Source organism: Streptomyces sp. CLV115 (assembly GCF_038448545.1).
Lineage (GTDB): Bacteria > Actinomycetota > Actinomycetes > Streptomycetales > Streptomycetaceae > Streptomyces > Streptomyces sanglieri.
This window is the reverse complement of record NZ_JBCEWQ010000078.1, coordinates 15,639-40,619: the sequence shown is the minus strand read 5'-3', so window position 1 is coordinate 40,619 and position 24,981 is coordinate 15,639. Positions and strand designations below refer to the sequence as shown.

Genomic DNA, 24,981 nt, shown 5'->3' with positions numbered 1-24,981 from the left:
CCCCCGTCCCCCCTGCCGCGGCCGCTCCGGGCACGGGACAGGGCTCCGGGCCGGCGGAGACGGACGGTGCGGACGGGCTGTCGCGCGAGGAGATGGCCCGTCTGCTCGCGGAGGCCCAGCAGGCGCTGGACGGCATGATCGGTCTGGAGCCCGTGAAGCGGCAGGTGCTCACACTGATCGCGCAGCTGCGCATGGCGGCGCTCCGGGAGGAGCAGGGCCTGCCCAGCGGCGCCCGGCCCCGGCACTTCGTCTTCGCGGGCCCTCCCGGTACCGGCAAGACGACCGTCGCCCGCATCATCGGCAAGGTCTTCGCCGGGCTGGGACTGCTGAGTTCCGGCCATGTCATCGAGGCCCAGCGTGTCGACCTCGTCGGGCAGCACCTCGGATCCACCGCCATCAAGACCAGCAAGATCATCGACTCCGCACTGAACGGCGTGCTGTTCATCGACGAGGCGTACGCCCTGTCCAACAGCGGGTACAGCGGTGGCGACGCCTTCGGTGACGAGGCGCTCCAGGTGCTCCTGAAGCGGGCCGAGGACGACCGGGACCGGCTCGTGGTGGTGCTCGCCGGGTACCGCGAGGAGATGACCGGCCTGCTCGCCGCCAACCCGGGGCTGGTGTCCCGGTTCAACACCCGGGTCGACTTCCCCTCCTACTCCGCGCAGGAACTGCTGCTGATCGCCCGGTCCGTGCTGGGCGATCAGGGCGACGTGCCCGACGCGGCGGCCGCCACCACGCTCGGTGACCTCTTCGCCGCCGCCGTGGACGGCGGCATGGCCGACACCCTGGGCAATGCCCGCTTCGCGCGTGAGCTGTGCCAGAAGGCCACCGCGCAGCGGGACCTGCGGCTGTACGCCGAGCACTCGGGCGGTTCGACGCCGACCCGGGAGGAGATCACCACCGTGCTCGCCCAGGACGTGACGGCGGCCCACCAGGAGCTCATGGAATCCCACGGGAACCCGGCGTAGGACAGTGAACCCCGGCCCCGGGGCTCAGGGCTCGGGGCTCAGGGCTCAGGGTGCCTTGAACAGCCCCGGGAACCGGAGCGCGAGCCAGGGTCTGCGGCCCCGGGCGAACACCCGGCCCCGGGCCATGGCGCCGTTCGGGCCGATGCGGCCGAGCGCCATCAGGAAGAAGGTGACCGGCTCGATGTGGATGGTGCAGTCCGGGCGGGCCGGTGGACGGGTACCGACGGTCACTGCGCCGTCGGTGAAGGTGACACCGAATCGGGCGCCACCCCACAGACGGATCGTGTAACTGGCGGTGAGCCGGGCGGTGGCGGCGGCATCGGTGACCCTGGGCATCGCCGTGATCAGGAACGGCAGGGACAGGTCGACGCGCGTGCGGTCGATCATGTGGGGGCGCCCCAGCGCACGGGCGAGGTCGTAGCCGTGGCCGAGCATGTGCGTCAGCAGGTACGAGCCCAGCACCTCCCGGCTCATCGGCCCCAGCGGCGTGACCACGGTCCCGGCCGTCCCACCGGTCCCTCCGCCGGTGCCGTCCCCCGTACCGTCACCCGCCCCGCCACTGGTCCCGCCACCGGTCCCGCCACTCGTCCCGACGCTGTCCGTCGCGCGCCGTTCGCAGGCCGTGAGGTACGCCTCGGTGTGCCTCACGATCAGCTCCGCCAACGGCCCGGCTCCCCGCTCGCCGAACTCCGCGAGCCCCCGCTCGTTGGCTGCCGCCAGGCTCTGCGGCGTTCCGTCCCCGTAGCGGCGTTCCCGGCCGGCCGCGATGTCGGCCATCAGCTCGTTGGCCTGTGCCAGGTGTGCCGCGGCCTCCCCCACGGTCCACTCCGACCGGGGCACCGGAACACTCGTGTCCGCGGCCCCGCGCAACACCGCCGCGATGTCCTCCGCGGTGGCCCGCAGGGCATCGCCGAGCCCTTCGGGCAGCGTGCCCCGTGCATCGCGTCCGGTCGCTGATTCCACTCTTCTCCCCGCTTCTGCCGAGCCTGCCCGCCCACCCGATGTGAACAGCCCGCCCGCAGGCCGCATCCCTGGGTGCCCCACGGCGCCCGTGGTACAGAAGACCAGGTGGCAGGAGCTGCCACAAGTGCCACAACGCCACGGCTCCGATCGGTTTCCGCCGCCGTGCAGAGCCGGTCGGGCCCGCGCGGTCGCGGCGCGGCGCCCATTCGTACGGTTGCGGCAAGTCCGCCGGCATCCGATGTCTACCCACGGGTAACTCCCCCTGCTTTGATGGGCGGCACCACCTTCCGCCCCCTCCCCCCACACGAGGAGACCCTGTGCCGAATCACGCGATCCGTCGTATCTCCGGCGCGACTCTGGCCGGCGCGCTCGCCGCGGCGACGCTGGCCGCCAACGCGCCGCAGGCGTCGGCGGCCGAGACTCCGTCGCTGCGCGTCCTCACGTACAACACGTTCGTCTTCAGCAGGACGCTGTACCCGAACTGGGGCCAGGACCACCGCGCCGCGGAGATACCGAAGACCTCGTTCTTCCGGGGCAATGACGTCGTCGTGCTCCAGGAGGCGTTCGACAATTCCGCGTCCGACGCCCTGCTGCGCAACGCGTCCGCCCAGTACCCGTACCAGACCCCCGTGGTGGGCCGGAGCAGGAGCGGCTGGGACGCCACCGGCGGGGCGTACTCGGCGGTGACTCCGGAGGATGGGGGTGTCACGGTGCTGAGCAAGTGGCCCATCGTCCGCAAGGAGCAGCACATCTACAAGGACGCCTGCGGCAGCGACAGCTGGTCCAACAAGGGATTCGCGTACACCGAGCTCAATGTGCGCGGTGCAAGGGTCCATGTCGTGGGTACCCACACGCAGTCGACGGACTCCGGGTGCAAGGCGGGTGAGGCGGCCGCGAAGCGCAGTCTGCAGTTCAAGCAGATCGACGCCTTCCTCGACGCCAAGAACATTCCGGCATCCGAACAGGTCGTCGTGGCGGGGGACTTCAACGTCGACTCGCACTCCTCCGAGTACGCCTCGATGCTCGCCGACGCGGATCTGACCGCCGCCACCCGCACCGGCCACCCGTACTCCTTCGACACCCGGGACAACTCGATCGCCGCCGACCGCTACCCCGACGACCCCCGCGAGGACCTCGACCACGTGCTGCACCGCGTCGGGCACGCGCAGCCGCCCGGGTGGACGAACGAGGTGGTCAAGGAGCAGAGCGCGCCCTGGACGGTGTCGAGTTGGGGCACCGGCTACACGTACACGAACCTCTCCGACCACTACCCGGTTATCGCCTCGGCCCAGTAGCGCCCCGGAGCGGGCGGAGAGCCGGCCGTGGGTGCGGACCGTCCGCACCTGCGGCGATCCGGCCGGTGCAAGCGGCATCAGCCGGAACCACCGGCACGATCCGGCGCCATGAATGGTCTCTTCGTGGTCATCTACGATCGTTCGCGTGTGCGCAAATGTCATGGTCGCCGAAGACGACGAGAAACAGGCCGAACTCGTACGCCGCTACCTCGAACACGAGGGCCACGCGGTCACGGTCGTCGGTGACGGGCTCGCGGCGCTCGCCGAGGTCCGGCACCGGGAGCCCGATCTGCTGGTGCTCGACGTGATGATGCCGCGGGCCGACGGCCTGGACGTGGTACGTGTGCTGCGCGCCGAGCACCGGGAGCTTCCGGTGCTGATGCTGACGGCCCGCAGCACCGAGGACGATCTGCTGCTGGGGCTGGATCTCGGCGCGGACGACTACATGACGAAGCCGTACAGCCCGCGTGAGCTGATGGCCCGGGTACGGACCCTGCTGCGGCGCAGCCGGCGGGGCACGGAGAGCACCGCGTCCCCCGCGGACCAGACGCTGAGGTGCGGTGCGCTGGTCGTCGACCCGGACCGGCACGAGGTGTCCGTGGAGGGCCTGCCGGTGGATTGCACACCCGGTGAGTTCCGGATCCTCGCCGCCATGGCGACCGAACCGGAGCGGGTCTTCAGCCGGCAGCGGCTCCTGGAGGAACTGCACGGCTTCGACCGCTACATCAGTTTCCGCACGGTCGATGTGCACATCATGAACCTGCGCAAGAAGATCGAACCCGCACCACGTCGTCCGATCCGGCTGCTCACCGTCTTCGGTGTCGGCTACAAGCTGACGGACCCGGCGAAAAACGCTCCGCGTGCCTCGTGACCGGCGGCGGAACCGGCCGCCGCTCCGCAAGAGCCTGTTCGGCCGTCTGCTGACGGTGTCCGTGCTGGTGGCGGCCTGTTCGGTGGCCGCCACGGCCTGGCTGGCCGTACAGACCACCTCCGGTGCCATCAAGCAGGAGCAGGGCCAGAACCTGACCGCCGACGCCCGGATCTACAACACCCTGCTCGGTTACGCGGCCGGCCACCCCACCTGGGAGGGCGTCGACAGCACCGTGCGCGATCTGGCGCGGCAGTCCGGCCGGCGGATCGCGCTCACCACCGAGCAGCGCCGTCCGCTCGCCGATTCCGCTTCCCGGCCGGCGCCGCCCGCGCTGCCGCCCCAGGCATCGGCGATCGTCGACCCGCTGTCCGTGGACACGGCCCTGTCCCGGACGGTCGACCGGTCCGGGGACGCGGCCGACCGGGTCGACCCGCGCGCGGTCGGCCCGTTCCGGTTGCCCGCCGCCGAACGCAAGGCGTTGCAGCGTGCCGCCGACCGGAGCGCGGTGTGCCTGAGCCGGGTCGGGATCGCGGCGGACGTGGTCACGGGTCCGAGCGGGCGGCCGCGCATGCAGATCGTGGGCAACGATCCGGACCGTGTGCAGAACACCCGGTGCACGACCGAAGAGCTGGACTCACCGACCGCGACCGAGCAGAAGGCCCTGGACGCGCTCAATCAGCTCGCCGACGCCTGCCTGAAACGTCAGGACCGTCCGGGCGTACAGCTCAATCTGGACCTGTCCTGGGGAGACGACTCCGTACCGCAGGCCGCCGTCAAGGCCCGCGCCGCGACTCCGACACCCGAGCCGCCGCCGAGCCTGCGCACCGACGAGGACGACCGTGCCACCGCCTCGTGCGTGGACACGGCCCGCCGGGAACAGCTCAGCTCCTACGTCGCCTCGCCCGCCCTGTTGTTCATCGGCGACGAGGACGGCACGACGGTGCCCGGTTTCGACCTCTCCCCCGCGAACACCGCGAAGATCGCGGGCGCGGCGGCGCTGGTCCTCGCGCTGACCGTCGGGGCCACGATGCTCGCCGGATCCCGGCTGGCACGACCGCTGCACGCGCTGACCGGCGCGGCCCAGCGGATGCGGGACGGCGAGGACTCCGAGCCCGTGCTGGTCACGGGCGACAACGAGATCGGCCGGCTCGCCGCGGCCTTCAACGACATGGCCGACCACCGCGCGCGTCTGGAGGCGCAGCGCAAGGACATGGTCAGCGACGTCGCCCATGAGCTGCGCACCCCGCTGAGCAACATCCGGGGCTGGCTGGAGGCCGCGCAGGACGGCCTGGCGGAGCCCGACCCGGCGTTCATCGCCTCGCTGCACACGGAGGCCGTGCAGTTGCAGCACATCATCGACGACCTCCAGGATCTCGCCGCGGCGGACGCCGGCGCCCTGCGTCTGCACCCGGAGCAGGTGCGCGTCGAGGACGTGCTCGCACAGGTCGCCGCGGCGCACCAGGCGGGTGCCGAGACCGCCGGGGTGGCACTCTCGGCACCGCCCGCGGGGGACGGCGCGCGGTCCCCCGTGTTGTGGGCCGACCCGGTCCGGCTGCGCCAGGCCGTCGGCAACCTGGTCTCCAACGCCGTACGTCACACCCCGCCGGGCGGACGTGTGACGGTGCGCGCGTACGGCGCGGGGGCGGTGGCGGACGGGGCGGCGGCCGGCCGCGAGGTCGTGATCGAGGTCGCGGACACCGGCAGCGGCATCTCGGCCGAGAACCTGCCGCATGTCTTCGACCGCTTCTGGCGCGCCGAGAAGTCGCGCAACCGCCGTACCGGGGGCAGTGGGCTGGGTCTGGCGATCGTACGGAAACTCGTGGAGGCGCACGGGGGTTCGGTGAGTGCGGCGAGCGTCGAGGGGCAGGGTTCGGTGTTCACGCTCCGCCTGCCCGCGAATGCGGCGGACGCACCGGGTCCGGCGAGCGCCGAGGGGCCGACGAGCGCCGTGGGGCCGGCCGACGAGTCCCCGGGCGCCGCCGACCGGGCCTGATGCGATGCCCACAACGTCCTGACAGCTTCTTCATAACTTCGGGCCAGCCTGTCGGCATGCCTCGTGCCCGGGTGCGAACCGGCACCCGGGGACCGACGAGGCCGACCTGGAATGGAGCGATGTCCATGCCCCACCGACTGTCCCTGCGCACCGCTGTCCTCGCCGCTGTCGCGGCCGGCGCGGTGCTCGTACCGTCCGCCTCCGCCTTCGCCGACGCCACGCCCTCGCCTTCGGCGCCGTCCGTGAAGAGGTCCGCGGCAGCCCGCGCGGAGGGCGGCGCCACCGCCGAGCCCAAGAGGAGCGCGCAGCCGTCGGCGGCGCCCCGTGGCGGTGTCGCCGCGGGCGACAGCCCGGCACCGGCCAAGGCCGAGCCCACCGTCAGGCGTCCGGGGGCCGCCGCTCCGCGTGGTGGGGTGGCCGCCGGTGAGCGACCGGCCGGGACGTCCGGCGATCAGACCACCGTTCTGGCCGGATCGGCCGCGGCGGCCCTGCTGGTCGCCGGCGCGGGAACGATCGTGCTGCGCCGCCGCTCCGCCGCGCAGCGCAACGGCTGACCGGCCGGCAGCAGCCTCACCGAGTCGGCTGACTCCGCGGGCCGGTCGACGCCCGTGAGCAGTTGACGCCCCCTCGTGGGGGCGCCGCCCCTCCCGGGCGGCGCCACTGCCGATTCCCGCCCAGACCTGGAGCCCTCATGTTCCGCACCTCGCCCTCGCTCCGACGCGCCGCGCTGCCGCTGCTCGCCTGTCTCTTCCTCGCCGGCTGCTCCTTTGACGCCGCGGACGGCCCGTCCGCCACCGCACCCGGCAGCAGCAGGACCGCCACGGTCGACGCTCCGGCACAGGCCGGTTCGACAGGGGCCGGTTCGAAGAAGTCCGGTTCGGCAGAGTCCGGTTCGGCGGAGGCCGGGAAGGCCGCAGATGCCCCGGCGGCCGCCCCCGTCCGCATCAGCATCCCGTCACTCGGAATCGACAGCGAGCTGATGCGCCTCGGCCTCAACCAGGACGGCACCGTCGAGGTCCCTCCCGCCGAGAAGGGCATGACCGCCGGCTGGTACACCGGCGGCGCCGCTCCCGGCGAGCGCGGCGCGGCAGTCGTCATCGGACACAACAGCACCCGCTTCGGGAAGGCCGTCTTCCACGATCTGAAGAAGATCGCCGAGGGAGCGGACATCGCCGTCCGCAACGACCGCGGCGCGGAGCTCCACTTCCGGGTCACCGCCACCGAGACGGTCGGCAAGAAGGCGTTCCCGACCGAGAAGGTCTACGGATCCACCGGCGCACGCACCCTGCGTCTCATCACCTGTGACGGCGCTTTCGACGCCGAGGGCCACCCGGTGGACAACCTCATCGTGTACGCGAACCGGAGCTGAGGAGTCCCCGCTCCGGCCGCGTGTCCGCGCGACCCGGTGGGCCGCGCGGCCCGTCGCGAACGAGGCGCCGGGCAACCGGCCGGACGCCGGGTCCGGTTCATGTCCTTCGAGGGCGCCCGGAGGACGGCCGGGCACGCCCGGCAAGTCCCTGGAGACGGCCGATGTGTCTCAGCCCTCCGGTGTGTGGGGGCCGGGCCTGGCTCGTCGCAGGGCCAGGGCCGCCAGCGCCTCGGGGGCGCCCTTCGGGCCTCGGATGCCCGGGAAGGCGTTGATGTCGACGACGACGGGCGCCCCCTCGCGGTCCAGCAGGTCGACACCGTAGACATCCAGGCCGAAGACCTCTCCCGTACGGACGGCAAGCCGGGTCCAGTCCCGCGGCAGATCGCGGACCAGCGGCGCGGGCCGCGCGCCGCCCGGCAGCGCGCCCACTGCGGCGGGGCGTACCCCCGTGAACACCTCACCCGCGATCACCCACAGTTTGTGGTCCCAGCCGCTGTTCGCGACGAACTCCTGCAGGACGACGGGCTCGTCGGACCACTTCGACGCCAGGCCCCTGAGCCCGTCCGGGCCGTCCACCCGGGCGACCAGGTCCGCGCGTCGGCTGTGGCGGCTCTTGACCATGAGCGGATAGCCGTTCTGCGCCGGCTCCGCTCCGCCGAGGGCTTCGGACAGCGCGTCCAGGGTCCGTGTCCGGGGCATCGGCAGACCGGCCTCCGCCGCCACTGCGGCGATCCGGCTCCGGTCCTGGCACAGCTCCGTCGCGGCAGCGGAGTTCACCACCCGGGCGCCGAGCGCTTCGAGAGAGCGTGCCAGCGCCAGCGCCCGGGGCGTGTGCGCCTTCAGGAGGTAGACATCGGCGAGTCCGCCCGGGGGCACCGGCCGCGACGGGGACGCGGCTGCGGAATCCGGATCGGAGAATGTCACCTGGTGATCCGCCGCGACCAGTGCGGCGGAGACCGCGGCGAGCAGCGGATGATCGGGTTTGTCGGTCAGCAGACACACCTTCATATCCGGGCGCCCTCGGGCACAGCCGCCACCATGTCCGCTTCGGTGGCGGGACCGAGTCCGACCACGGGATGCGGACGGGACCGCACCTGGGGGCCCTGTGCCGGCACGGAAACGCGCGGAGTGGCAGCGGGCATGCCCGCCCGGCCGGCGCCGCCGGACCTGGCCAGCTCAAGGACCGCTCCGGCCAACCGGGACGCGGCGTCCGGGACCTGACGGAAGCTCGGGAAGTCATTGATGTCGACGATCACGGGACCGTCCGGGCCGAGCACCACATCGATGCCGTACAGATCGAGTCCGAAGACCGCTCCCACCTTCGCCGCGGCCTCGGCCACCTCGGCGGGCAGCGGGACGGCCCGCTCGTCGACCGGCGCGTCCGGGTGGAGCGGGGATCGGCGCACGGTCGCGTGGAACTCGCCCGCGAGACAGTAGACCTTCAGGTCGGAGCCCGCATTGGCCACGTAGGGCTGTGCGATGAGCTGGCCCTCGTCCGGCTGCTCCGCCTCGGCCGTCTCCCCGGGTTCCGTCACGAGCCGTACCCCGCGCCCCGAGCTGCCGTCGGCGGGCTTGACCACCAGAGGGAAGAGCTCCGCGGGCACGTCCGCGAACAGCGAGGCCCTCGGTGCCGAATAGGTGACCGGAACCGGCAGTCCGTGATGGCGCGCGATCACCGAGGTGAGGACCTTGTCACGCACCGCGCGAATGGACCGTGCGTCGTTCACCGTGGTCAGTCCCACCGCCGCCGCGGCCTCCAGCAGGGTGAGTCCGGGGCCGCCGGACACGGTCTTGAGTACCCAGGCGTCATGGGTTCCCGCCCGCACCTCCTCCGAGATCCGCAGGAGTGAGCCGCCGGGGCGCACCACGTCCACCTGGTGTCCCCACGACTTCAGTTGCCGGACGACGTCGAGCGGCATGCCGTCATGCCGGTACAGCTCTTCGACGAGGAAGCAGAGCTTCATCCCAAAACCCCTCGGTGCCCCAGATGATGGGGCACAACGATGCCTCGTGGTGCTCCTTCGAGCACCACCAAAAGGGCAACGCTACGTCACGCCCGCCCCAAAGCGACCTCGGCCGTGGGTTACTGATGGTCTGTTCATCATCCGCCGTCCGCCCGCGACGACCGCGAGGGCGGGAACTCCGCTTCCGGGTCACCGCCACCGGGACAGCGGGCAGGAAGGCATTCGCGCCCCGGAAGGTCTCGTCCTTCTCAGCGTTCCTGGACCGGCTCAGTCCCCGGGACGCCGGTCCAGGCCGGCCGCCCACGCCGTCAGTGTGGCGAAGTCGTCACCGGAAAGGCCGTGTCGGGGGTCGATGCGGTGCAGCAGTGCGGGACCGTCGTGGTGTTCGCGCACCCAGGTGCGGTCCGCCTCCGTGATCTCGTCGTCGACCCAGGCGAACGGCCGGCCCTGCGCCCAATCGACGATTTCCGGCGTCTTCCAGAACACACCGTCGTCCGGCGCGGCCCGCGACGGGGACCAGGCGATGAAGGGCAGTTCGGGAAGTCCCAGGACCGGGGCGATGAATTCGTTGGCTTCTTCCTCCCACGTCGTCGCCCACACCAGGTCGAGAGGAAGCGCCTCCAATGCCGGACCGTGACTCGGATCGAGCCACACCCGGAGCGGTTTCACCGCCTTGTCCGGCATCCCTGTCCCGATGAGCCGCCGCCGCTCGGCGGCCTTCCAGCGAGGCGTCAGGAACCGGTGCGTCTCATAGCCTTCGGGCCGCCGGTACGGCTTGGCGGCATACGGGTTCAGCGGTCTTATGCGGGCATGAGACATGTCCGGCCGTTTCCCGTGGATGCTGGGGGGGAGGGGGCCTGAGCATCGCGGCGGGATGAATCTTCAGCGAGGGGTAGGGCGCGAGGCCGGGCGGGCACAATGACGGGATGATCGGCAACCGGATCACTCATCGCAAGGCGGACGGCGTCCGCATACCCGGTACCTGGCGTCACGCCTTCATTCGCAACGGGGGGACGTTCTTCCTCACCGACCTCGTCATCTACGCCGACGGGCTCATCGACTGCTGGGAGCTGGTCACCGTCGACGAGTTCGAGCAGAAGCTGCACTCCGGATGGGTGGCCACCGACCTCCCGGAAGGCGCCGAGGCATCGGCTCACGGCCTGGCCATGTGGAAGTTCAGTGAGCCACGCACATGGCTCACCCCCGAGCTGCTGCTCGCCGAAGTACGGGACACCATCGACCAGCTGAACGGCCGCCCCGATTCGACCGCGCGGTGCTTGGCCGCCGTCGATGTTTTCCTCGCTGACCGGACCGAGGAGAACCGTGCTGCCGCACATGCCGCCTATCTCGCCATCCCGAAGACACAGCGCCGCTATGCGCTGGGCGACATGGACCGCAAGGACTGGCCGCTCAAAGTGTTGGTTGCCGGGCCGGGCGTCGTACCCGAAGGGTGGTGGTCCGACGAGCCTGTCTCCGAGAAGGACTACGCCGATGCTGTCGCCTACTTCGAGGAGCGGGGCCGGCTGATCTCGGAACGGCCTTCGCGGGTTTCTGCGGATGGGCCGGCAACGCCGCACGCACCGGCGATCCAGCTGTACCACTCGTACCCGCGGCAGCGAGTCGACGACCCGGGTGTGGTGGCCCTTCGCAGCGACTACCCTGCGCCCATCGACATCGACGGCATCACTTACTCGTCGGTCTCCCACGCCTATTGGGCTTTGTCAGTCGCCGATTCCACTGTGCAAGCCGCCGTTGCCGCAGCGGATACCTCATACAGTGCCCGCAAGCTGGCCGCCGCCGCCACTCGGCGCGAGGGCTGGGAGCATGCTCGTACGGCCGTCATGACCACACTCCTGCGCGCCAAGTACATGCAGCACCCTGATTTGGCCGAGATCCTGCTGGAAACCGGCGACGCCACCCTCATCTACGATGACGCCGACTCCGGCTTCTGGGGCGACAACGCTGGCCGCGGACGCAACTGGAGCGGTCGCCTCCTCGAGCTCGTCCGCTCCGAACTCCACTCGCGGCGGGCCGGAATCAGCTAGCCAGGGGGATGGCCTGGCCCTTACTGCCCAGGGCGCATGCGTGCTCCCACTGGGAGCGTGCGGATGTTCCCACTCCCCTCGAGGGCTGCGCGGAGGCGCTGGATTTCGTCGTGCTGTTCGGAGAGCCGGGACAGCGCCAGTGTCTTGAACTCGGCTGCCGCGGAGGCTTCCTGCTTCGCCCGGGAGAGTCGCTCCTTCAAGTCGGCTACTTCGGCTTTGAGACGGTCGATCTGGGCGACGCGTGGGTCTGGCTCGCCAGTGACCTCCCGGGCCCTGCCGAGCCGGTTCTCGAACTCTTCCTTGATATGGGGATAGGTGCGGTACAGCGTTGCTCTAGGGACAGCGGCGAGGATGCTGAGGGACTTGATGTTGCACCACAGGCCCTCGGGGACGTCCCCGGCCATGAGCTGATCCATGGCGGCCTTCAAACGACTCTCCGCGTTGGCTTGGCGGTCATGGGGCACTGGATGTCTCCTCACCGGCTGCTGCGGCGTCGATGGATTCCACGATGCGCATGGATCGCTCGTAGGTCTGCTGAGCGCGTTGACGTTCCGACGCGGACAGCCGGGGATTGCCGAGGAACACGGCTCGGGTCTTCTCGGCGTGGTCGGCCCATGCTTGCCGATGTTGAGGGTGATGAGTGGCTTGGGGACAGCGAGCGGAGTCGCACATGCCGAGCAGAGGCTCGCTGGCATTCGGGGTGCCGGCCATGGTGAGGCACAGGGCCTTGGCTGGGTCGGTGAACCAGCAGTAGTTCGCCACGCCGATGTGAAGGGTCTTCGCCCGGGTCTTGAGGAGTCTCCACACGGCGGTCGTCAGCGACGGTGGCGGGGCCGGGGTCGTGTCCGGCGAGGGACTGGTCCACGTTCTGGAATGCGGTGACCAGGTCGCGTGCGCCTCGGCCGGAGGGGAGGATGCCTTGCTGGAATTCGTGGTAGGCGGCGACTGCGAGCCGGGTGTGTTGAACTTCCTCTTCGGCCCGGACCTCGGCGAGGAACGCGGCCTGGTGGCCGCCCGGCCGGGCTAATGGTGGAGTCGGGTATTGGAACTGTCCGAATGCCTTGGCTTGTCCAGTGCCTGCAGGCCGCGCTCAAGTCACGCTTGCCTCGGGGCAATTCGGGCTAAATCGATTACTTTCGGGCTTTTGATCGCACTAGTCGCCCGTGCGAGCCCGCTGCAGCTTCCTCGGGTTCCGCGGCCGCCAGGCGGGAAACGAAACGATCCCCCTCCAGCGGCGTCCGGTAACCTCCTCCCCGCTTGGTGATCGAGTGTCAGGGGGAAGCGGTGAGAGCCAGTCAACGGGCCGGCGTGAGGGCCATGCAGCGGCGCAACGAACTGCGAGCCGAGGAGTCCCGGCTCCAAGAAGAGCGGCAGAACTTGGGAAGGGCCCGCACCCGCGCCGAAACCTGGGCGCTCACTGCGGCGGCTGCGGTAGGTGCCTTCAGCCTGGCGATCACCGCGTGGGGTACCTACTGGAGCGCCCAGGTAGCGGAAGATCAACTCGAGCAGTCCAAGGAGCAGGACGAAGACAAGACGAAGGATCAGGCGTCGAAGGTGACCTACTGGCTGGAGGACCATAAGTCGGATGACCAAAAGCAGTTGGGAGCGTCCCGGAATCGGTTGGTAATCGTTAACCGATCATTGGACCCGGTGAAACAGGTGGGCTTCCTGTACCGAGTCTATGAAGGTGAAATGCGAGGTAGTGTCCCGATTTTTCGGCACGCAGCCGCCGGGGGCACCTGGATTCCGACTCTCCCGCCCTGCTCGAAGATCGCTGTGGAGTCCACGAGCTTGCTCAATGAAGACGGCAACCCAGTTTCCCGCGTTGCCGTGTTGGACGTCAGCGAGATGACTTTCAATGACGCCAAGGGGGTGGAATGGCACAGAGTCCGAGGCTTACTAGAGAAGGGGAAGCCTGGCAAGACGGGGAAATTTTCGCAAGACCTTCCAGTTATCGGCGATGCTGCGATGATCAACGGAAGGGTCTTCGAAAGCTTTCCCGAGGGGCATCACTTGCCAAATGTCGAACAGCCCGCTATTTCCAACTCCGCGACGACGGCAAAGCCGCTCGATGAATGTGGATCGAAGGACTGATCCGGCAGGATCACGTTCACGGGGTGCCTATATCGAACCGGTTCCAGAGGCGTCCATTTCCGAGGGTTTAATGGTGGAGTCGGGTATTGGAACTCTCAGAATGCCTCGGCCCCGAGGTTATCGTGGGTTGCTGTAAGCCGTAAGGGTTGTAAGGCATGCGGTTGTACGCTGGTCCCCGTCGCTGCGGTTTTCACTCCGCAGCTCAGTCGGCGGGTGCGCAGGCCCTCTGACCAGGGCGGCAAAGAGTTTCGATCGAGACTCTTCGTCAGACAGATGTCCAAACCTGCGAGCGGGCTGCCCTCATGCCTTACAGCGCCCCATGGCCTCTGAGCTGCGCTTTTGGCTACTCAACCCCAGATAACGGACGCAGGCGGTGGCCGAGTTGAAGCAGAAGATGAGCGAGGCAGCGTAAATCTGTCTTCGCACCGCATCGGTTCAGTCTGTGTCGGCCAGCCACTGGTCGATGAGCGCCTTGCCAATCGAATCGACCCGGTACGGGCCGCCGAGAGCAGCGTCCGCCAGCCGCGCGCGCAGTTCCGCGGCCGTGAACCAGCGTGCCTCCACCACTTCCACGTTGTCCACATCGATCGCGTCGGAAAGGGCCTCGGCGCGAAACCCGATCATCACCCCGGCCGGGAACGGCCACCCCTGGGAACCTTGGTAGGTCACCGCACCCACGGTGACGCCGGCTTCCTCCCGCACCTCGCGGCGCACCGTGTCCTCGAAGCTCTCGCCGATCTCGACGAACCCGGCTAGGGTGCTGAAGCGGTTCGGGCCGGATGCCGCATGGCGGCCGAGCAGGCAGCGCCGGGGCGTGCCTGGAAGCTCGACTAGCACGATCACGGCCGGTTCGATCCGCGGGAACAGCAGCTTCCCACAGTTCTGGCAGGTCCGCAGGTGGCCACCATTGTAGGACCGGGCCGGGCCCCCGCAGGCGCCACAAAACCGCTGATTGCGGTTCCAGTGCAGAATTCCCCGCGCGTACGCCAGCAGACCCGCTTCGTCCGGCGTGATGGTGGGAACCATCGCCCGCACGTCCAGCATCCTGTCCGCGCCGGCCAGCTCGACGGCGCTCTCCCGTTCGAGCCCGGACACATCAGCCGCGAACACCGCCCTCTCGCCTTCGAGGCCGAGCAGCACCCGGTCGCCGGCCGCGACGAGGATGTCCCTCGCCTGGGCCAAGGGCAGCCGCAACGGCGTTTCGTTTCGCACCAGGCACTGGTCCTGCCACAGGGGAATGACCTGGGTACTGGCCCTGGTCAGCAGTGCCTCGATCCAGTCCGAGTCTCCCCGCCGATCAACGACACGGTCGAGCCCCAACCCGCTGTAGTACACCGCTCCTCCTGGATCACAGTGTCTGCCTGTCCTCGACACTAGCGGATACGTCCGCCGACACCCTCCGCAGTTAGAACTTGCCTAACATGCCTTACCGGATCAGATCTGGGATGAACTGGCTCGATGGCTTGACAACACTAGATAACCACCGTCACATCCCGCGGTCAGGTCCGTACCAGGGAACGGGGCGATCGTCCGGACTCATGGGCAAGTGTTCGAGATTGACCGGACCGGGGTAGAAATGCGTTCCATTGGGATGGATGACTACCTGCCAATGAGGTGCCGGTAGAGCCACTCGGCGAAGCTCATGGCATGCTCCCAGTACCCGCCTTTGTCCCGGTCGTGTACCACCACGCTCCAGTCGGGCGTCCGTGGGCTGCGGCTGAGGAAGACGTGGAAGCCGAAGTCGGTCGACAAGGCAGGAATCAGAACTCCGCCAGCACCGGTCTCCGGGTGCGGAAGGCCGTCCCAGTCGGCATCGCGGAAGGCTTGCTCGGTCTCCCGGATGTCCTTGAGAAGGTTCCAACGTGTGGTCGCCGGGTGCTTGAAATAGAGGTGGCTGTTGACCGTGATCGGCGCGTACTCGTCGATGAACTCCTTGTAGTCGCTGCGGAGTTCTGTGCCGACCTCCGACTCAAGACGCGCCCAGCTTTCGGGATCGGCGAAGCGTCGGCCTCCCGGCCCAAGCATCGTGAAGACGGCAGACAGATGGTCGGTCATGGGTTGCACCTCTCGTTCGGTGTAGGAATCGCGGCAAGATCAACGTGGCTCTTCACGTCGTTAGCCCCGGAGGGTTTGTTGTTCTTGGGTGCTGGCCATCGGGAACCTCGTTGGTCTGGACTTCGCCCGCCGGAGTGGGGGCACGGCGGCTGGCCTCGGCGGCGTAGGCGGCCCAGTCGCCGGCCGATGCCTTCTGCCACTGGACGGCGACCTGGATGTGGACGCCCAGCATCCGGGCAAGGATGGCGGCGGGGACCTCGGTGGCGAGGGTGAACAGGGCGGTGGAGCGGTCCTGGCGCGGCTGGAGGCCGATCTTCTGGAGGCGGAGGCCGAGCCGGTCGTCACCGATGGGCTGTCCGGGACGGCCGCCGGGGAATAGCCACGGCGCGTCGTCGGGGGCGCCGATCCTGGCCTTGCCGCGCCGGGTGGCGATGAGGTCGCGCACCAGGCCGGCCAGCGGTTCGGGGAGGACGACAGGTGAGGTGCCGAACGTGATCCCGACCTTGTCGTTGTCGAGGTGGACGTCGTCGACCGTCAGGCGGCTGATGGTGGCGATCTGCTGGGCATAGAGGACCAGCAGCAGGCCGGCGACTCGATCCGAGGTCGCCAGCGTGTCGTCGTGCAGGAGGCGCCTGGCGTCGGCCCAGCGCTTCTCGCTGTCGATCGTCCCGCAGGGTCCTGTCCAGCGCACGGTGCCGTAGGTGAGTCCCTTGGCATGCCGGTGCTGGACGGACCACCGGACGAAGTGGCTGGTCTCGTCCCGGTAGGTGGCCTTGGGGTCGGCAATCCATCGCTCCAGGTCAACCTGGGTGCACGTGCCCAGCGTGAGAGCGCTGTCGGACAGCCAGTCGAGGAAGTTCGCTGCTGCGGTGACGTGGCAGCGTACGTTCAGCGCCTGCAGGTGCGTGGTGTGCTCCTGGCCGAGGCGTCGCCGGAGTCGACGTAGGTGGTGCCAGACCGCGTAACCGTGCAGGATCCGGCGCTCGGTGAGATCGGTGCGTGCTTGGAGCGCCGAGGTGATCCACTGGTCCAGGGCGACCAGCCGCTCGTCGCGAGGCGGCAAGGCGCCGGTGGCGACCAGGACGCTGCGGAGATGTGCGAGGACCTTGCTCGCGGGCAACTCGTCGAGCGTGTCGTGGGTGACGGGCCGTTCGTCACGGCCTATCTGCCGGAGCAGGCCGCCGACCTTCGAGCCCGATAGCCAGAACATGGTGCTTGTGGGGCGTTCGGCTCCGGACAGTGCCTTGTAGAGAGGGACGAGGTCCTGCCGGATCGTGCCCGTGTTGCCGGCCAGGAGGTCGCGTACTTGCCGGTCGAGCGCGCATCGCTGGCAGGGACGGGTGCTGAGCTGCCAGGTGGTCGGCAGACGGGGCAGCGGCCCCAGTAGTCCGGGTCCGGGTTGGTGCACTTCGCGCACAGGGGTGCATCCCACGTGCCGCTGCGGACGTGGTCGACGGCTCCACAGCCACTGCAGGGCGCCCACCGCAACTGGCACCGGTTGCACCAGGGTTCGCCCGTGACACGGGAGATCTCACAGACTCCTGTCCGTCCGCAGATGCCGCACTGGGCGGCGGTCCTGGGCCGGCAGTTGGCGCAACGTGGTCCGTCGGGAAGCCGAGCGGCGACCTTCTGGCGGCGCCCGCAGTCGCGGCATTCCTCCAGGTTGACGGGGTCACTGACCAGGCAGTTGGGACACAGCGGCCGCCCCTCGGCGTCGCGGGCAGCGGGCTCGCGGACGGAGCCGCAGCGGGTGCAGGGCACAGCCGCGTTGCGGGCGAAGCAGTTGCGGCAGACCCGTTTGCCGTCGAGCACCTTCGACAGGGACTTGACCTCATGGCAGCGGTAGCAGGCCGGATTGACGACCCTGGTGGCTCCGGCCTGGACGAGTGCGTCGATGAACCGTAGGACGGCGGGGGTTGGGGCGTCGTAGCCAGCACCGGTCAGCAGGTCGGGTTGGGCGGTGATCGCCCAGGCCAGGCGGCGCTGGCCGGCCTTTCGGACGGTGGCGCGGTCGAGCGCTGCTTGAACGGCGCCCGCGTCGAGCGTGGGATCGACCGTGGTGATGAGGCCGGCGAGCGTGGCGAATGGATCGCCGTCCGTATCGGGGCATTTCGCGCACCGGGGGTTGCCGTGGCGGTCGCGGCTGACGACGCGCCGCTGCTGGTGGCAGCCCGCGCAGTCGGCGGCCTTGTCGAAGCAGGGCGAGCAGCCCCGTCGGCCGCCGCTGCGGCTGCCGACGTAGGGGCGTGCGCGGCCGCACTCACCGCAGCGGGGAAGGGCGATGTCCTGTGCGCCGGCTTCGTGAAGGGCCATCAGCAGTCGTGCGACGCAGAACGGTGCCGGAGGTCGTCCGGTCCGCAGCAGTGACGGATCCTCGTGCAGGGCCTGGGCGAGGCGCCGGCGACCAGCCCGCTCGCGCATGACCGTGCAGACGATCTCGCGGATGCGGTCGGCTTCCAGGTGCCGTTCGACGTTGCCGACCAGGCGCACGACCAGGCCGACCGGGTCGGCCAGCACCTCTTCCGAGAGCCCGTTCACCGGTCCACCGGTGCGATCCGTGCCCGCTTGGGCCGCAGGCCGCCGATGCCCTCGGCCGTCGTTCCGCCCGCGGCCGCCTTCTTCGGCCTCTGCGCGGCGCTGGCTGCGGCAACGGGTTCGATCAGGTCGTCCATCGTGCAGTCCAGGATGTCCAGCAGGGCCATGAGGATCTTCAGACTGAGCCGCTCGGGGCGTTCGACGACGAGCCGGTAGACCTGGCTGGAGGACAGGGTGATGCCGCGTTCGGCCAGCGGCGGCAGCAGGTCCGTGGTGGAGAACATTCCGCGGTCCGCCATCAGGTGACGCAGGTGCCAGCGGTAGTCGAGCTTGGCGGCCATCATCGGTCCTTCCTGGTCGGCGCCTCGTCGAACGCCGGGTTCAGTGCCTTGCTCAGAGCAGTGTTCATGAAGTCGTCGCTGACGTGGGTGTAGATGGCGGTGGAGCTATCGCACTCGTGACCGACCTGCTCCTGGATGAACCGCCGATCCACCCCATCCTCAGTCAGATGCGTGACGTAGGAATGTCTCAGCGAGTGGACGACCAATGCCTCGGGGAGCTTGAGCGCCGCGCGGTAGGCGACGAACCGGGCGTTGATCTCCGACGGCTTGACCCGCCCGCCCCGCTCGGTCACCCACAGCGCTGGGTGGTCCTCGCAGCCGAACTGCGGGCGGACGTTCTCCACGTAGTCCTGGACGGCGTCCACCGCCCAGTCCATGACCGACAGCACGTTCCGGCGCCGCGGCGGCTGCCCCTTCTTCGCCTTGCCGTAACGCACGTTCAGCGTGCCGTACCGTCCGAACTGACGGGCTTTCGGATTGCGGCCGAAGTCGGCCAGATCCAGCTTCGAGGTTTCCGTGCGCCGCAGTCCCCAGCCGTAGATGACCTTGAACAAGGTGGCGTCCCGGTAGGCGGCGAGGGCGCCCTTGCGCTTGGACCGCACCGCCCGATCGACCTGGTCGTCGGCGTAGTCGAGGAACCGCTGGAGCTCCTCGCGGGTGAACGGCCGGGCCTCCGGGTCGCCCTCGTAGTCGTTGAGGTGGGCGATGGTGTTCCACTCGTGGCAGATCGCCACCGGGTGGGTACCGAAGGCGTCCTCGCAGGCGACCGCCCAGCCGTAGCGGCCGTCGATGAGGAACTCGGTGAACTGCCGCACGTCGCCCTGGTAGCTGCGGATCGTGGACGGCGCCAGGTGCCGCTCACCCGTCAGCGAGGCCGACCACTCGTCCGTGTGGCCCGGCAACCACGACCACGGGTACTCGTTGGTGAACTCCTGGAAGCGGCGAATCAGCCGCTCCCGCCCGGCGATCGTGTCTTCCTTCAGGCCCCGGGACATCTGCTGGGCCCGCCAGCCGCGCAGCATCGCGTCGACCATCGCGTCCTCCGGACGCAGCTGGATCACCCCCGAGACCAGCTCCAGATGAGCCGCCCCAGCCAGGGCCACCTTCCGTTCTTGCGCCACTCCAGACCATCCCTTCTGGAGGGCAGATCTTGCATCAGACGGGATGTGCCTGGCAAACTGCCTGTTCAGAAGGCCAGTTCGTAGTAGCGTTGGGGTCCGTCAGGCCGTCGCCGTGAACAGGTGACCTGCGGCTTCGCGCCCGTCTGATGCAATTCCCGAGCCTTGGTGTAGCCCTCGGTGGTGGCCACCGAGACGTGCTTCAAGTGCCACTTTGTGGCCAGGAGGCCGTGGGGGCGTTGGGCGATGGACAGAGCGAGGGTACGGCGCAGAGCCCGCGGGTGGACAGGTCCATCGGGGATCGGGGTGAGGCCGAGATGCTGCCCGTGAGGACCGTTGATCCAGTCCCGGAGCGCGGTGTACCGGTTGGCCGAGTTGTTGGCGCCGGGGAAGATCAGGTCCCCAGGCTCCGTGCCGCCGAGGGCTTCAGCGGCTCCGACAGCGCGGTGTACATCCTCGATGACCACCCATGAGTCCGGTACTCCGCCGAACTTCTCACCCTTGACGCGGCGGGAGTCCAGCCAGTGGCGGGAGCCGTAGGTGCGGTCTTCGCTGCGGCGGCAGCCGTGCGTCAGTTCGGCCAGCTCCGAGTTCCTCATGCCAGACAGTGCCGAGGTGAGGTAGTAGGCGGCGGAAATGACGGCGAAAACCGTGCTGTCCAGGGCGAAGTGATTCATCGGGAGGGCCCAAGGCACAGGCTCTTCGTCATCGGCGCGAGGCACCGCTGCCGCGCCACGGCACCACGGGTTCTCGATACCGCAGGCAGCGACCCATGCCTCCAACTGTGGCCGAAGCCTCTCGAGATCCCGTTGGGTGGAGGAGAGCCCAAGGATGTCTTTGGTGAAGGACGTATGGGCGAGTGTGAGGAGTGGGTCGCAGGTGTCCCAACCCGTGTTTAGCCGACGGGAGACGCCGGAAGGGGCAGCACGGGGCGCCGGGGTTCCGGCCGCGATAGACCGCTCGATTTCGGCGATGACGAGCGGGTGGTGCTCGACGCGGAGGGACGACCGGATGCCGCTCCGGCGGGCGATGGTCTGCCGGGCACGGGAGGCTTCCTCGGCCAGGTGGGGGCTGATCGTGTCGATGAGGTAGGAGGCGCCCGCGAGGAGGGGCCGCAGGATGTCGTCTGGGACGGCAGGAGTCTGGTTGGTGTCGGGACGCTGGTATCCGGCGACCTGGGCGGCAGTGCGGTCGCCCCATGGACGGAAACCTGTCGGGTAGGCGTCGGGCAGCAGCGGTGCGTACGCGGCCAGAGCCTGAGTGGTCAGAACGAAACCTGCGATGGTGCCGGGGGTGACCGCCTGGCCGGGGTTGGTGCGGCCGGCGGAGACGACGGGCAGGTAGGCGTCACAGTGCTGCTGGTGGATCTGCCGGAGACTGGTGAGTCCCGCCTTGGTGAGGTGGTTGAACCAGGCTGTGAGGCGGACGAGTTCGTGCCGGAGCGTCTGCAGGGCGAGCGGAGAACGGTATGCCTGCGGGAGGACGGCGACAGACGGATGAGTGGGCACGAGGCGGGCCATCAAATAGGTGCGCGCTACCACTCGACAGGTCGGATTGGTGACCTGAGTAAAGTCCAGGATCTGCTCGCTCCGCGGCCAGGACGCTGGGGCGTCGGCGACGCAGGTCAGGTCCCAGACGTCCTGGTCGAAGTGTGGGTGACGAGTGCCGGGCCGCGTGCGGTACCCAGCAGTCTGGAGAATGTCCGAGCCGGTGAAGGGACTGTTACCGGCGCTGGCGGGCAGAGCGTCGGGTCTGGTCACGGGATCTCCTCCGGTCGCAGGACCGCAAACCCGTTTTCGGTCGCGGACTGGATCGCTGTCGTGTTGAAGCGGGGCAGCAGGTCGGTGCTGAGCCTCTCGGCGTAGGGGCCGAAGATGGCCAGGAACTGCGCGTTCGTCATGTGCCGTTCCTGATCGGCGAAATAGCGTTGGAGACGCAGCAGGTTGGGCAGGTGCCTTGGGGTGAACACGGCGAGTGGACATAACAGGCACACCCAGGGGCGGGCTGGGCAGGCGGTTCCGGTCGGGGCATGGGGGCTGTTGTAGAGGCTGGCGCACGAGGCGACGAACACGTCCTGTTCGCCGGCCAGTAGCCCCTTGATGGCGTCGCCGTCGAGTCCGGCGTCCGCAACGAGGCGAGGGAAGTCGGCAGCGAACCGGGCGGCGTCTCGGCTGGTAGCGATGACCGGTGGTGCGGCCTTGCGGCGAATGTCTCGCTGGGCCTCTTCGATGACTCCCTCGATGGCCTCCACCTGGGTGGGGGTGTGGTGGTGGAGGTAGTGATCGCCTTCGATCGCAGGGGTGTGGTTGGGGTCGATGGTGGTGCGCCCGGTCCAGGCGGAGCGGTCGCGCCTGTGATGACAGGTCGTGCGGATCCTGCCGCCGTGCGGGGCCATAGGCCGGCCGTTGTCGTCGGTCAGGCCGACGGTCTGAGCCCACTTGATCCGCTGCCATGGGGTTCGGGGTTGCCCGGACAGCGCCGTGCCGTTGTAGTTGATCCACATGGAGTCGGAGAGTTCTCCGGCATGCTCACGCAGAGGCGCGGAGTGGGAGAGCCATTGGTCCAGGAGTCGCACGGCGGGGCCGCGCAGGCTGAGCGCTTCGCGGGCGGTCCGACCCTTCCGGTACGACAGCATGCCCGTGGCGGGGCCTGTGTGCGTGAAGTCGGGTACGGCGAGGGCGTCGATACCGTCGGGCACGGCGCCCGTCAGCATGGCCAGACGGAGGTTGTAGACGAGTGCCGTATACCCGGATGGGAACAGGGCGTCGCGAATCTCCAGGACCGCGGTGGTGATTGCCCAAGAGGCTCCAGGGATCATCGCTCGGATCGCGCGAACCGGCACGGGGCCGGTCCTACGGATCAGCCAGGCGAGATTGTCCCGGGTGATGCCGTGGACGATCGGGTTGGCCCCGCGTTCAGCGGATTCCAGAGCCTTGCGGTAGTCCTGCCAGGCAGTGTCGATGGCGCTGCGGGCGGCCTGATCGATGCGCCGCCACTCTGCGTCGCTGTAGGGCCGATGGGGGGTGGAGCCGACCTGCTGGTTGATCGGCCTTCCGTCGAGGTGGGCTTGGACGCCGGCGTTGAGGCTGCCGCCGTCAGCGACGAAGCCGTTGAGGGTGATGCGGCTGTGCCGCTCGAAGGTGAACCCGAACTCCAGCCAGTAGGGCGTGATGCGTGTTGCAGTGAGACCGGAAAGAGGGCCGGTGAATCCGGTCGCGTGCAGGTAGCGGGCGAGGTGCCGGGCGCAGCGGACGGCATGCCGGGCCTCGCGGTAGGTGCGGATCGGGCCGTTGGGATGAGCGGCAGCAACAAGTCCGCGGGCGAGGTCGCCGGCCAGCACATGGTCGGGCAGCTCGTGGAGCATGCCGAGGTAGGGCCGCTGACCCGGGAGCGTGTACTGAACGGCGAGAGGCTGTTGGATTTCAGCAGGCATCGGAGTCCTGGAATTCTGATCCGGCCTCCAGGCGGGCGGCCGGGTCAAGGTCGGCGTCCTCGTATGCCTGGCGGAAGATCCGCTGGGTGTCCAGAAGATGGAGGTACACCTGGGTGGTGGCGACACTGGCATGGCCGAGGAGGTCCCGCAGGATTAGCAGGGGATCGGCCTTGGTGAGGTAGAGAGCCATGGCGTTGTCGTCGCCGGTGTCGAGGACCAGGCGGGCGGCCTGCTGGTAGTAGCCGCGCACCAGCTTTTCCAGGGTGGCCATGGCCATCGTGTGGCGGGTCATGTGGGGGTGGACGTGCGGGAACGCGGGCTCCCACCGGTCTCGGACGCGGGCGGAGGTCCGGCGGAGTGTGGTCGCCCAGTCCAGGAAGGGTGAGCCGTCGGACTGGACGGCGAGGAGGGCGCTCCCGCCACCGGGGCCCACAAGGCGGAGCCTTTCGGCTGGAGTCAGCAGGTGCCAGCGGCGGTAGGTGCCGTTGAGGTAGGCGCCCTCGTATGTTGGGTTCTCTACGTGGAGGGCGTAAGCAGGGCGCCAGCGGGAGCCGTCCACATGGGCGGCCCGCTCCAGAGTCGTGTAGTCGTGGACGCGGGCCAGGGCGTCGTATTCCACCCAGGTTTGTCGGCCCTTGCTGCCCTTGGTGGTCGGAGGTGCGAGCGACAACGGGATGGGGACGGCGGTCCGCTGGCGGGGGAGGGGAGGGATCTCCCACAGCGTGAGGAGCCGCCATTCTCGGAGCCGCAGACCGGTGGAGATCGCAAGCGAACCCCCGGCGACGTTCCTGCCGGTCTCGCGGCCCCGGAACGTGCGGTCGGGCTCGCCGTCCGGGCCGTTGCCCGCGAGAGCGTTGAGCAGCAGATCGGAGTACGGCCGCTCCAGATACTTACGGGTGGCGTGCCGTCTGGCGCCGCGCACGGTGGCGAGGTTACGGGCGGACTCCACTCGTACGCCGTCAGGGCGCAGGTGGGAGCCCACTGCGTAGGAGAACGGGACCTGCTGACAGTGCCCCTCGTTCACGGCCCACTGGTAGAACGCCGCGATGGTTTTGATCGCAAGGTTCCAGCTGGACGCTCCAAGCCGGACCTCCAGCGGGCCGGACAGGCGATGCTCGGAGTACAGGGACAGGCCGTCTCGTAGCCGCTGGCGGTCGGAGAACAGGGCGATGCCATGGGCGGACAGGAATTCGACCCAAGACTTCAGCTGTAGGGCGTAGGTCTTCCATGAGCTCTCGGCAGGGGCTCCGCTGATCGGCAGCTCTCGCAGCCAGCGGTTGATGAACGTCACCGGTCGGAGACCGTTCTCGTCTTCGAAGCGGAGATCATCGTCCACGAGAACCGGCATGCCGTCGCGGTTGAGCGGTGGCGAGGCGAGGTCCCAATCCTCCCCACCAGCTTTGGAGAAGTAGAAGAGAATCACCGTTGCACGGTAGGTGGGACACATTCGGATGTGCCCGATATCGATGAAACTGGCAGCCATGTGATGGTTGTTGATCTGGTTCGACCGTAGCGGTGTCCCAGAGGTGACAGTTTCACTGTCGGCGGCGGTGCCGTTGGCGGGCGCGGCTGCAGAGGCTTCCCGTGGCTTGCGTCTCCGGCAGGTCTGCAATTCGTAGGTCCAGGTGTTGCCGAGGCTCCGGCCACCCCGGCGCATCACCGTGCCTGGATGGACGTGGGATGGCCCTCGGCCTCGGTCGGGATGCATTCCCGTTCGCAGTCATGGCGATCACCGGGCGATCTCGGAGGGCGCTCACCCGCTGACGGCCTTCCAGAGTGAGGCACGCACACGGGCAGGCCATAGCGGGCGTGGGCGGGCTGGCCAGTGAGACAGCGAGACGGGATCGAAGCGCACAGATAAGCGGTCCGTCCACGTCCACCAACAGCACTGGTCCCACCGACCCGCCTGCCCCTCTTCCGGTGCACCGAACGATACC

General features: G+C 69.0%; 23 protein-coding genes. 9 read left to right on the top strand and 14 right to left on the bottom strand.

The features are described 5' to 3' along the window. The coding region (locus tag AADR41_RS24955) for an AAA family ATPase (protein WP_342283637.1) at positions 1–968 on the top strand (968 nt) is incomplete at its 5' end. Between the two features lie 45 nt (positions 969–1,013). Here the strand turns inward: AADR41_RS24955 and AADR41_RS24950 are convergent. Then, positions 1,014–1,931 carry a maleylpyruvate isomerase family mycothiol-dependent enzyme gene (locus tag AADR41_RS24950; protein WP_342283636.1) on the bottom strand — a complete coding sequence of 306 codons (918 nt, stop codon included), beginning with the start codon at positions 1,929–1,931 and terminating at the stop codon, positions 1,014–1,016. Between the two features lie 317 nt (positions 1,932–2,248). Here AADR41_RS24950 and sph point away from each other — a divergent pair, with 317 nt between their 5' ends. The 5 genes from sph to AADR41_RS24925 all read left to right on the top strand — a co-directional run bounded on the left by sph (position 2,249) and on the right by AADR41_RS24925 (position 7,459). Continuing rightward, positions 2,249–3,226 carry a sphingomyelin phosphodiesterase gene (sph, locus tag AADR41_RS24945; RefSeq protein ID WP_342283635.1) on the top strand — a complete coding sequence of 326 codons (978 nt, stop codon included), beginning with the start codon at positions 2,249–2,251 and terminating at the stop codon, positions 3,224–3,226. A gap of 160 nt (positions 3,227–3,386) precedes the next feature. After that, a complete protein-coding gene (locus AADR41_RS24940; RefSeq protein ID WP_342283638.1) occupies positions 3,387–4,097 on the top strand; it encodes a response regulator transcription factor in 711 nt (236 codons plus the stop codon). Beyond that, entirely contained in the window at positions 4,087–6,090 is a 2,004-nt protein-coding gene (locus tag AADR41_RS24935; protein ID WP_342283634.1) for a sensor histidine kinase, read from the top strand. The genes AADR41_RS24940 and AADR41_RS24935 overlap by 11 nt, the downstream gene beginning before the upstream one ends. A 125-nt stretch (positions 6,091–6,215) precedes the next feature. Continuing rightward, the gene (locus AADR41_RS24930; RefSeq protein WP_342283633.1) at positions 6,216–6,644 is read left to right on the top strand and encodes a hypothetical protein; all 429 of its coding nucleotides are present in this window, start codon (positions 6,216–6,218) and stop codon (positions 6,642–6,644) included. A gap of 137 nt (positions 6,645–6,781) precedes the next feature. Next, complete coding sequence (locus AADR41_RS24925) at positions 6,782–7,459, top strand: class F sortase (protein WP_342283632.1); 678 nt, start codon at positions 6,782–6,784, stop codon at positions 7,457–7,459. A 168-nt stretch (positions 7,460–7,627) separates the two neighbouring features. Here AADR41_RS24925 and AADR41_RS24920 read toward each other — a convergent pair whose 3' ends face one another. The 3 genes from AADR41_RS24920 to AADR41_RS24910 all read right to left on the bottom strand — a co-directional run bounded on the left by AADR41_RS24920 (position 7,628) and on the right by AADR41_RS24910 (position 10,242). After that, positions 7,628–8,467, bottom strand: a complete 840-nt coding sequence (locus AADR41_RS24920; protein WP_342283631.1) for an ATP-grasp domain-containing protein — start codon at positions 8,465–8,467, stop codon at positions 7,628–7,630. Further along, the gene (locus tag AADR41_RS24915) at positions 8,464–9,423 is read right to left on the bottom strand and encodes an ATP-grasp domain-containing protein (RefSeq protein ID WP_342283630.1); all 960 of its coding nucleotides are present in this window, start codon (positions 9,421–9,423) and stop codon (positions 8,464–8,466) included. The genes AADR41_RS24920 and AADR41_RS24915 overlap by 4 nt, the downstream gene beginning before the upstream one ends. Positions 9,424–9,690: 267 nt before the next feature. Then, positions 9,691–10,242, bottom strand: a complete 552-nt coding sequence (locus tag AADR41_RS24910; protein ID WP_342283629.1) for a hypothetical protein — start codon at positions 10,240–10,242, stop codon at positions 9,691–9,693. A 107-nt stretch (positions 10,243–10,349) separates the two neighbouring features. Here AADR41_RS24910 and AADR41_RS24905 point away from each other — a divergent pair, with 107 nt between their 5' ends. Then, positions 10,350–11,468, top strand: a complete 1,119-nt coding sequence (locus tag AADR41_RS24905; protein ID WP_342283628.1) for an NADAR family protein — start codon at positions 10,350–10,352, stop codon at positions 11,466–11,468. 20 nt (positions 11,469–11,488) lie between these two features. Here the strand turns inward: AADR41_RS24905 and AADR41_RS24900 are convergent, their stop codons facing one another. After that, positions 11,489–11,884, bottom strand: a complete 396-nt coding sequence (locus tag AADR41_RS24900; RefSeq protein ID WP_342283627.1) for a hypothetical protein — start codon at positions 11,882–11,884, stop codon at positions 11,489–11,491. A 374-nt stretch (positions 11,885–12,258) separates the two neighbouring features. Between AADR41_RS24900 and AADR41_RS24895 the strand changes: the two genes are divergently transcribed. Together AADR41_RS24895 and AADR41_RS24890 are read left to right on the top strand one after the other, a co-directional pair. Continuing rightward, the gene (locus tag AADR41_RS24895; RefSeq protein WP_342283626.1) at positions 12,259–12,495 is read left to right on the top strand and encodes a hypothetical protein; all 237 of its coding nucleotides are present in this window, start codon (positions 12,259–12,261) and stop codon (positions 12,493–12,495) included. Between the two features lie 290 nt (positions 12,496–12,785). Next, positions 12,786–13,562 (top strand): hypothetical protein, encoded by a 777-nt coding sequence (locus tag AADR41_RS24890; RefSeq protein ID WP_342283625.1) that lies wholly within the window; start codon positions 12,786–12,788, stop codon positions 13,560–13,562. Positions 13,563–13,997: 435 nt separating this feature from the next. On the opposite strand, the gene nudC is transcribed toward AADR41_RS24890, so the two are convergent. From nudC to AADR41_RS24845, 9 genes are all read right to left on the bottom strand, one after another. Continuing rightward, positions 13,998–14,897 (bottom strand): NAD(+) diphosphatase, encoded by a 900-nt coding sequence (gene nudC, locus AADR41_RS24885; RefSeq protein WP_342283624.1) that lies wholly within the window; start codon positions 14,895–14,897, stop codon positions 13,998–14,000. A 264-nt stretch (positions 14,898–15,161) separates the two neighbouring features. Continuing rightward, positions 15,162–15,617 (bottom strand): SMI1/KNR4 family protein, encoded by a 456-nt coding sequence (locus AADR41_RS24880; RefSeq protein ID WP_342283623.1) that lies wholly within the window; start codon positions 15,615–15,617, stop codon positions 15,162–15,164. Between the two features lie 52 nt (positions 15,618–15,669). Then, on the bottom strand, positions 15,670–16,827 hold the full coding sequence (locus AADR41_RS24875; RefSeq protein WP_342283622.1) for a hypothetical protein: 1,158 nt from the start codon (positions 16,825–16,827) through the stop codon (positions 15,670–15,672). After that, entirely contained in the window at positions 16,779–18,155 is a 1,377-nt protein-coding gene (locus tag AADR41_RS24870) for a hypothetical protein (RefSeq protein ID WP_342283621.1), read from the bottom strand. The genes AADR41_RS24875 and AADR41_RS24870 overlap by 49 nt, the downstream gene beginning before the upstream one ends. Continuing rightward, positions 18,152–18,493 carry a helix-turn-helix domain-containing protein gene (locus AADR41_RS24865; RefSeq protein WP_176729247.1) on the bottom strand — a complete coding sequence of 114 codons (342 nt, stop codon included), beginning with the start codon at positions 18,491–18,493 and terminating at the stop codon, positions 18,152–18,154. The genes AADR41_RS24870 and AADR41_RS24865 overlap by 4 nt, the downstream gene beginning before the upstream one ends. After that, complete coding sequence (locus AADR41_RS24860; protein ID WP_342283620.1) at positions 18,493–19,614, bottom strand: tyrosine-type recombinase/integrase; 1,122 nt, start codon at positions 19,612–19,614, stop codon at positions 18,493–18,495. The genes AADR41_RS24865 and AADR41_RS24860 overlap by 1 nt, the downstream gene beginning before the upstream one ends. Positions 19,615–19,679: 65 nt before the next feature. After that, complete coding sequence (locus AADR41_RS24855) at positions 19,680–21,371, bottom strand: integrase (RefSeq protein WP_342283619.1); 1,692 nt, start codon at positions 21,369–21,371, stop codon at positions 19,680–19,682. Further along, positions 21,368–22,975: a hypothetical protein gene (locus AADR41_RS24850; RefSeq protein ID WP_342283618.1), complete on the bottom strand. Its 1,608-nt coding sequence runs from the start codon at positions 22,973–22,975 to the stop codon at positions 21,368–21,370. The genes AADR41_RS24855 and AADR41_RS24850 overlap by 4 nt, the downstream gene beginning before the upstream one ends. 58 nt (positions 22,976–23,033) lie before the next feature. Then, positions 23,034–24,467, bottom strand: coding sequence for a site-specific integrase (locus tag AADR41_RS24845; RefSeq protein ID WP_342283617.1), 1,434 nt, complete (start codon positions 24,465–24,467; stop codon positions 23,034–23,036). Positions 24,468–24,981: the final 514 nt, after the last annotated feature.

Coding starts and splice junctions, on each gene's coding strand:
- AADR41_RS24880 (WP_342283623.1), bottom strand. CDS start 15,617: ATGACCGACCATCTGTCTGCCGTCTTCACGATGCTTGGGCCGGGAGGC.
- AADR41_RS24910 (WP_342283629.1), bottom strand. CDS start 10,242: ATGTCTCATGCCCGCATAAGACCGCTGAACCCGTATGCCGCCAAGCCG.
- AADR41_RS24940 (WP_342283638.1), top strand. CDS start 3,387: ATGGTCGCCGAAGACGACGAGAAACAGGCCGAACTCGTACGCCGCTAC.
- AADR41_RS24925 (WP_342283632.1), top strand. CDS start 6,782: ATGTTCCGCACCTCGCCCTCGCTCCGACGCGCCGCGCTGCCGCTGCTC.
- AADR41_RS24875 (WP_342283622.1), bottom strand. CDS start 16,827: ATGTTCTGGCTATCGGGCTCGAAGGTCGGCGGCCTGCTCCGGCAGATA.
- AADR41_RS24930 (WP_342283633.1), top strand. CDS start 6,216: ATGCCCCACCGACTGTCCCTGCGCACCGCTGTCCTCGCCGCTGTCGCG.
- AADR41_RS24905 (WP_342283628.1), top strand. CDS start 10,350: ATGATCGGCAACCGGATCACTCATCGCAAGGCGGACGGCGTCCGCATA.
- AADR41_RS24890 (WP_342283625.1), top strand. CDS start 12,786: ATGCAGCGGCGCAACGAACTGCGAGCCGAGGAGTCCCGGCTCCAAGAA.
- AADR41_RS24865 (WP_176729247.1), bottom strand. CDS start 18,493: ATGGCCGCCAAGCTCGACTACCGCTGGCACCTGCGTCACCTGATGGCG.
- AADR41_RS24850 (WP_342283618.1), bottom strand. CDS start 22,975: ATGCTCCACGAGCTGCCCGACCATGTGCTGGCCGGCGACCTCGCCCGC.
- AADR41_RS24900 (WP_342283627.1), bottom strand. CDS start 11,884: ATGGATCAGCTCATGGCCGGGGACGTCCCCGAGGGCCTGTGGTGCAAC.
- AADR41_RS24915 (WP_342283630.1), bottom strand. CDS start 9,423: ATGAAGCTCTGCTTCCTCGTCGAAGAGCTGTACCGGCATGACGGCATG.
- AADR41_RS24920 (WP_342283631.1), bottom strand. CDS start 8,467: ATGAAGGTGTGTCTGCTGACCGACAAACCCGATCATCCGCTGCTCGCC.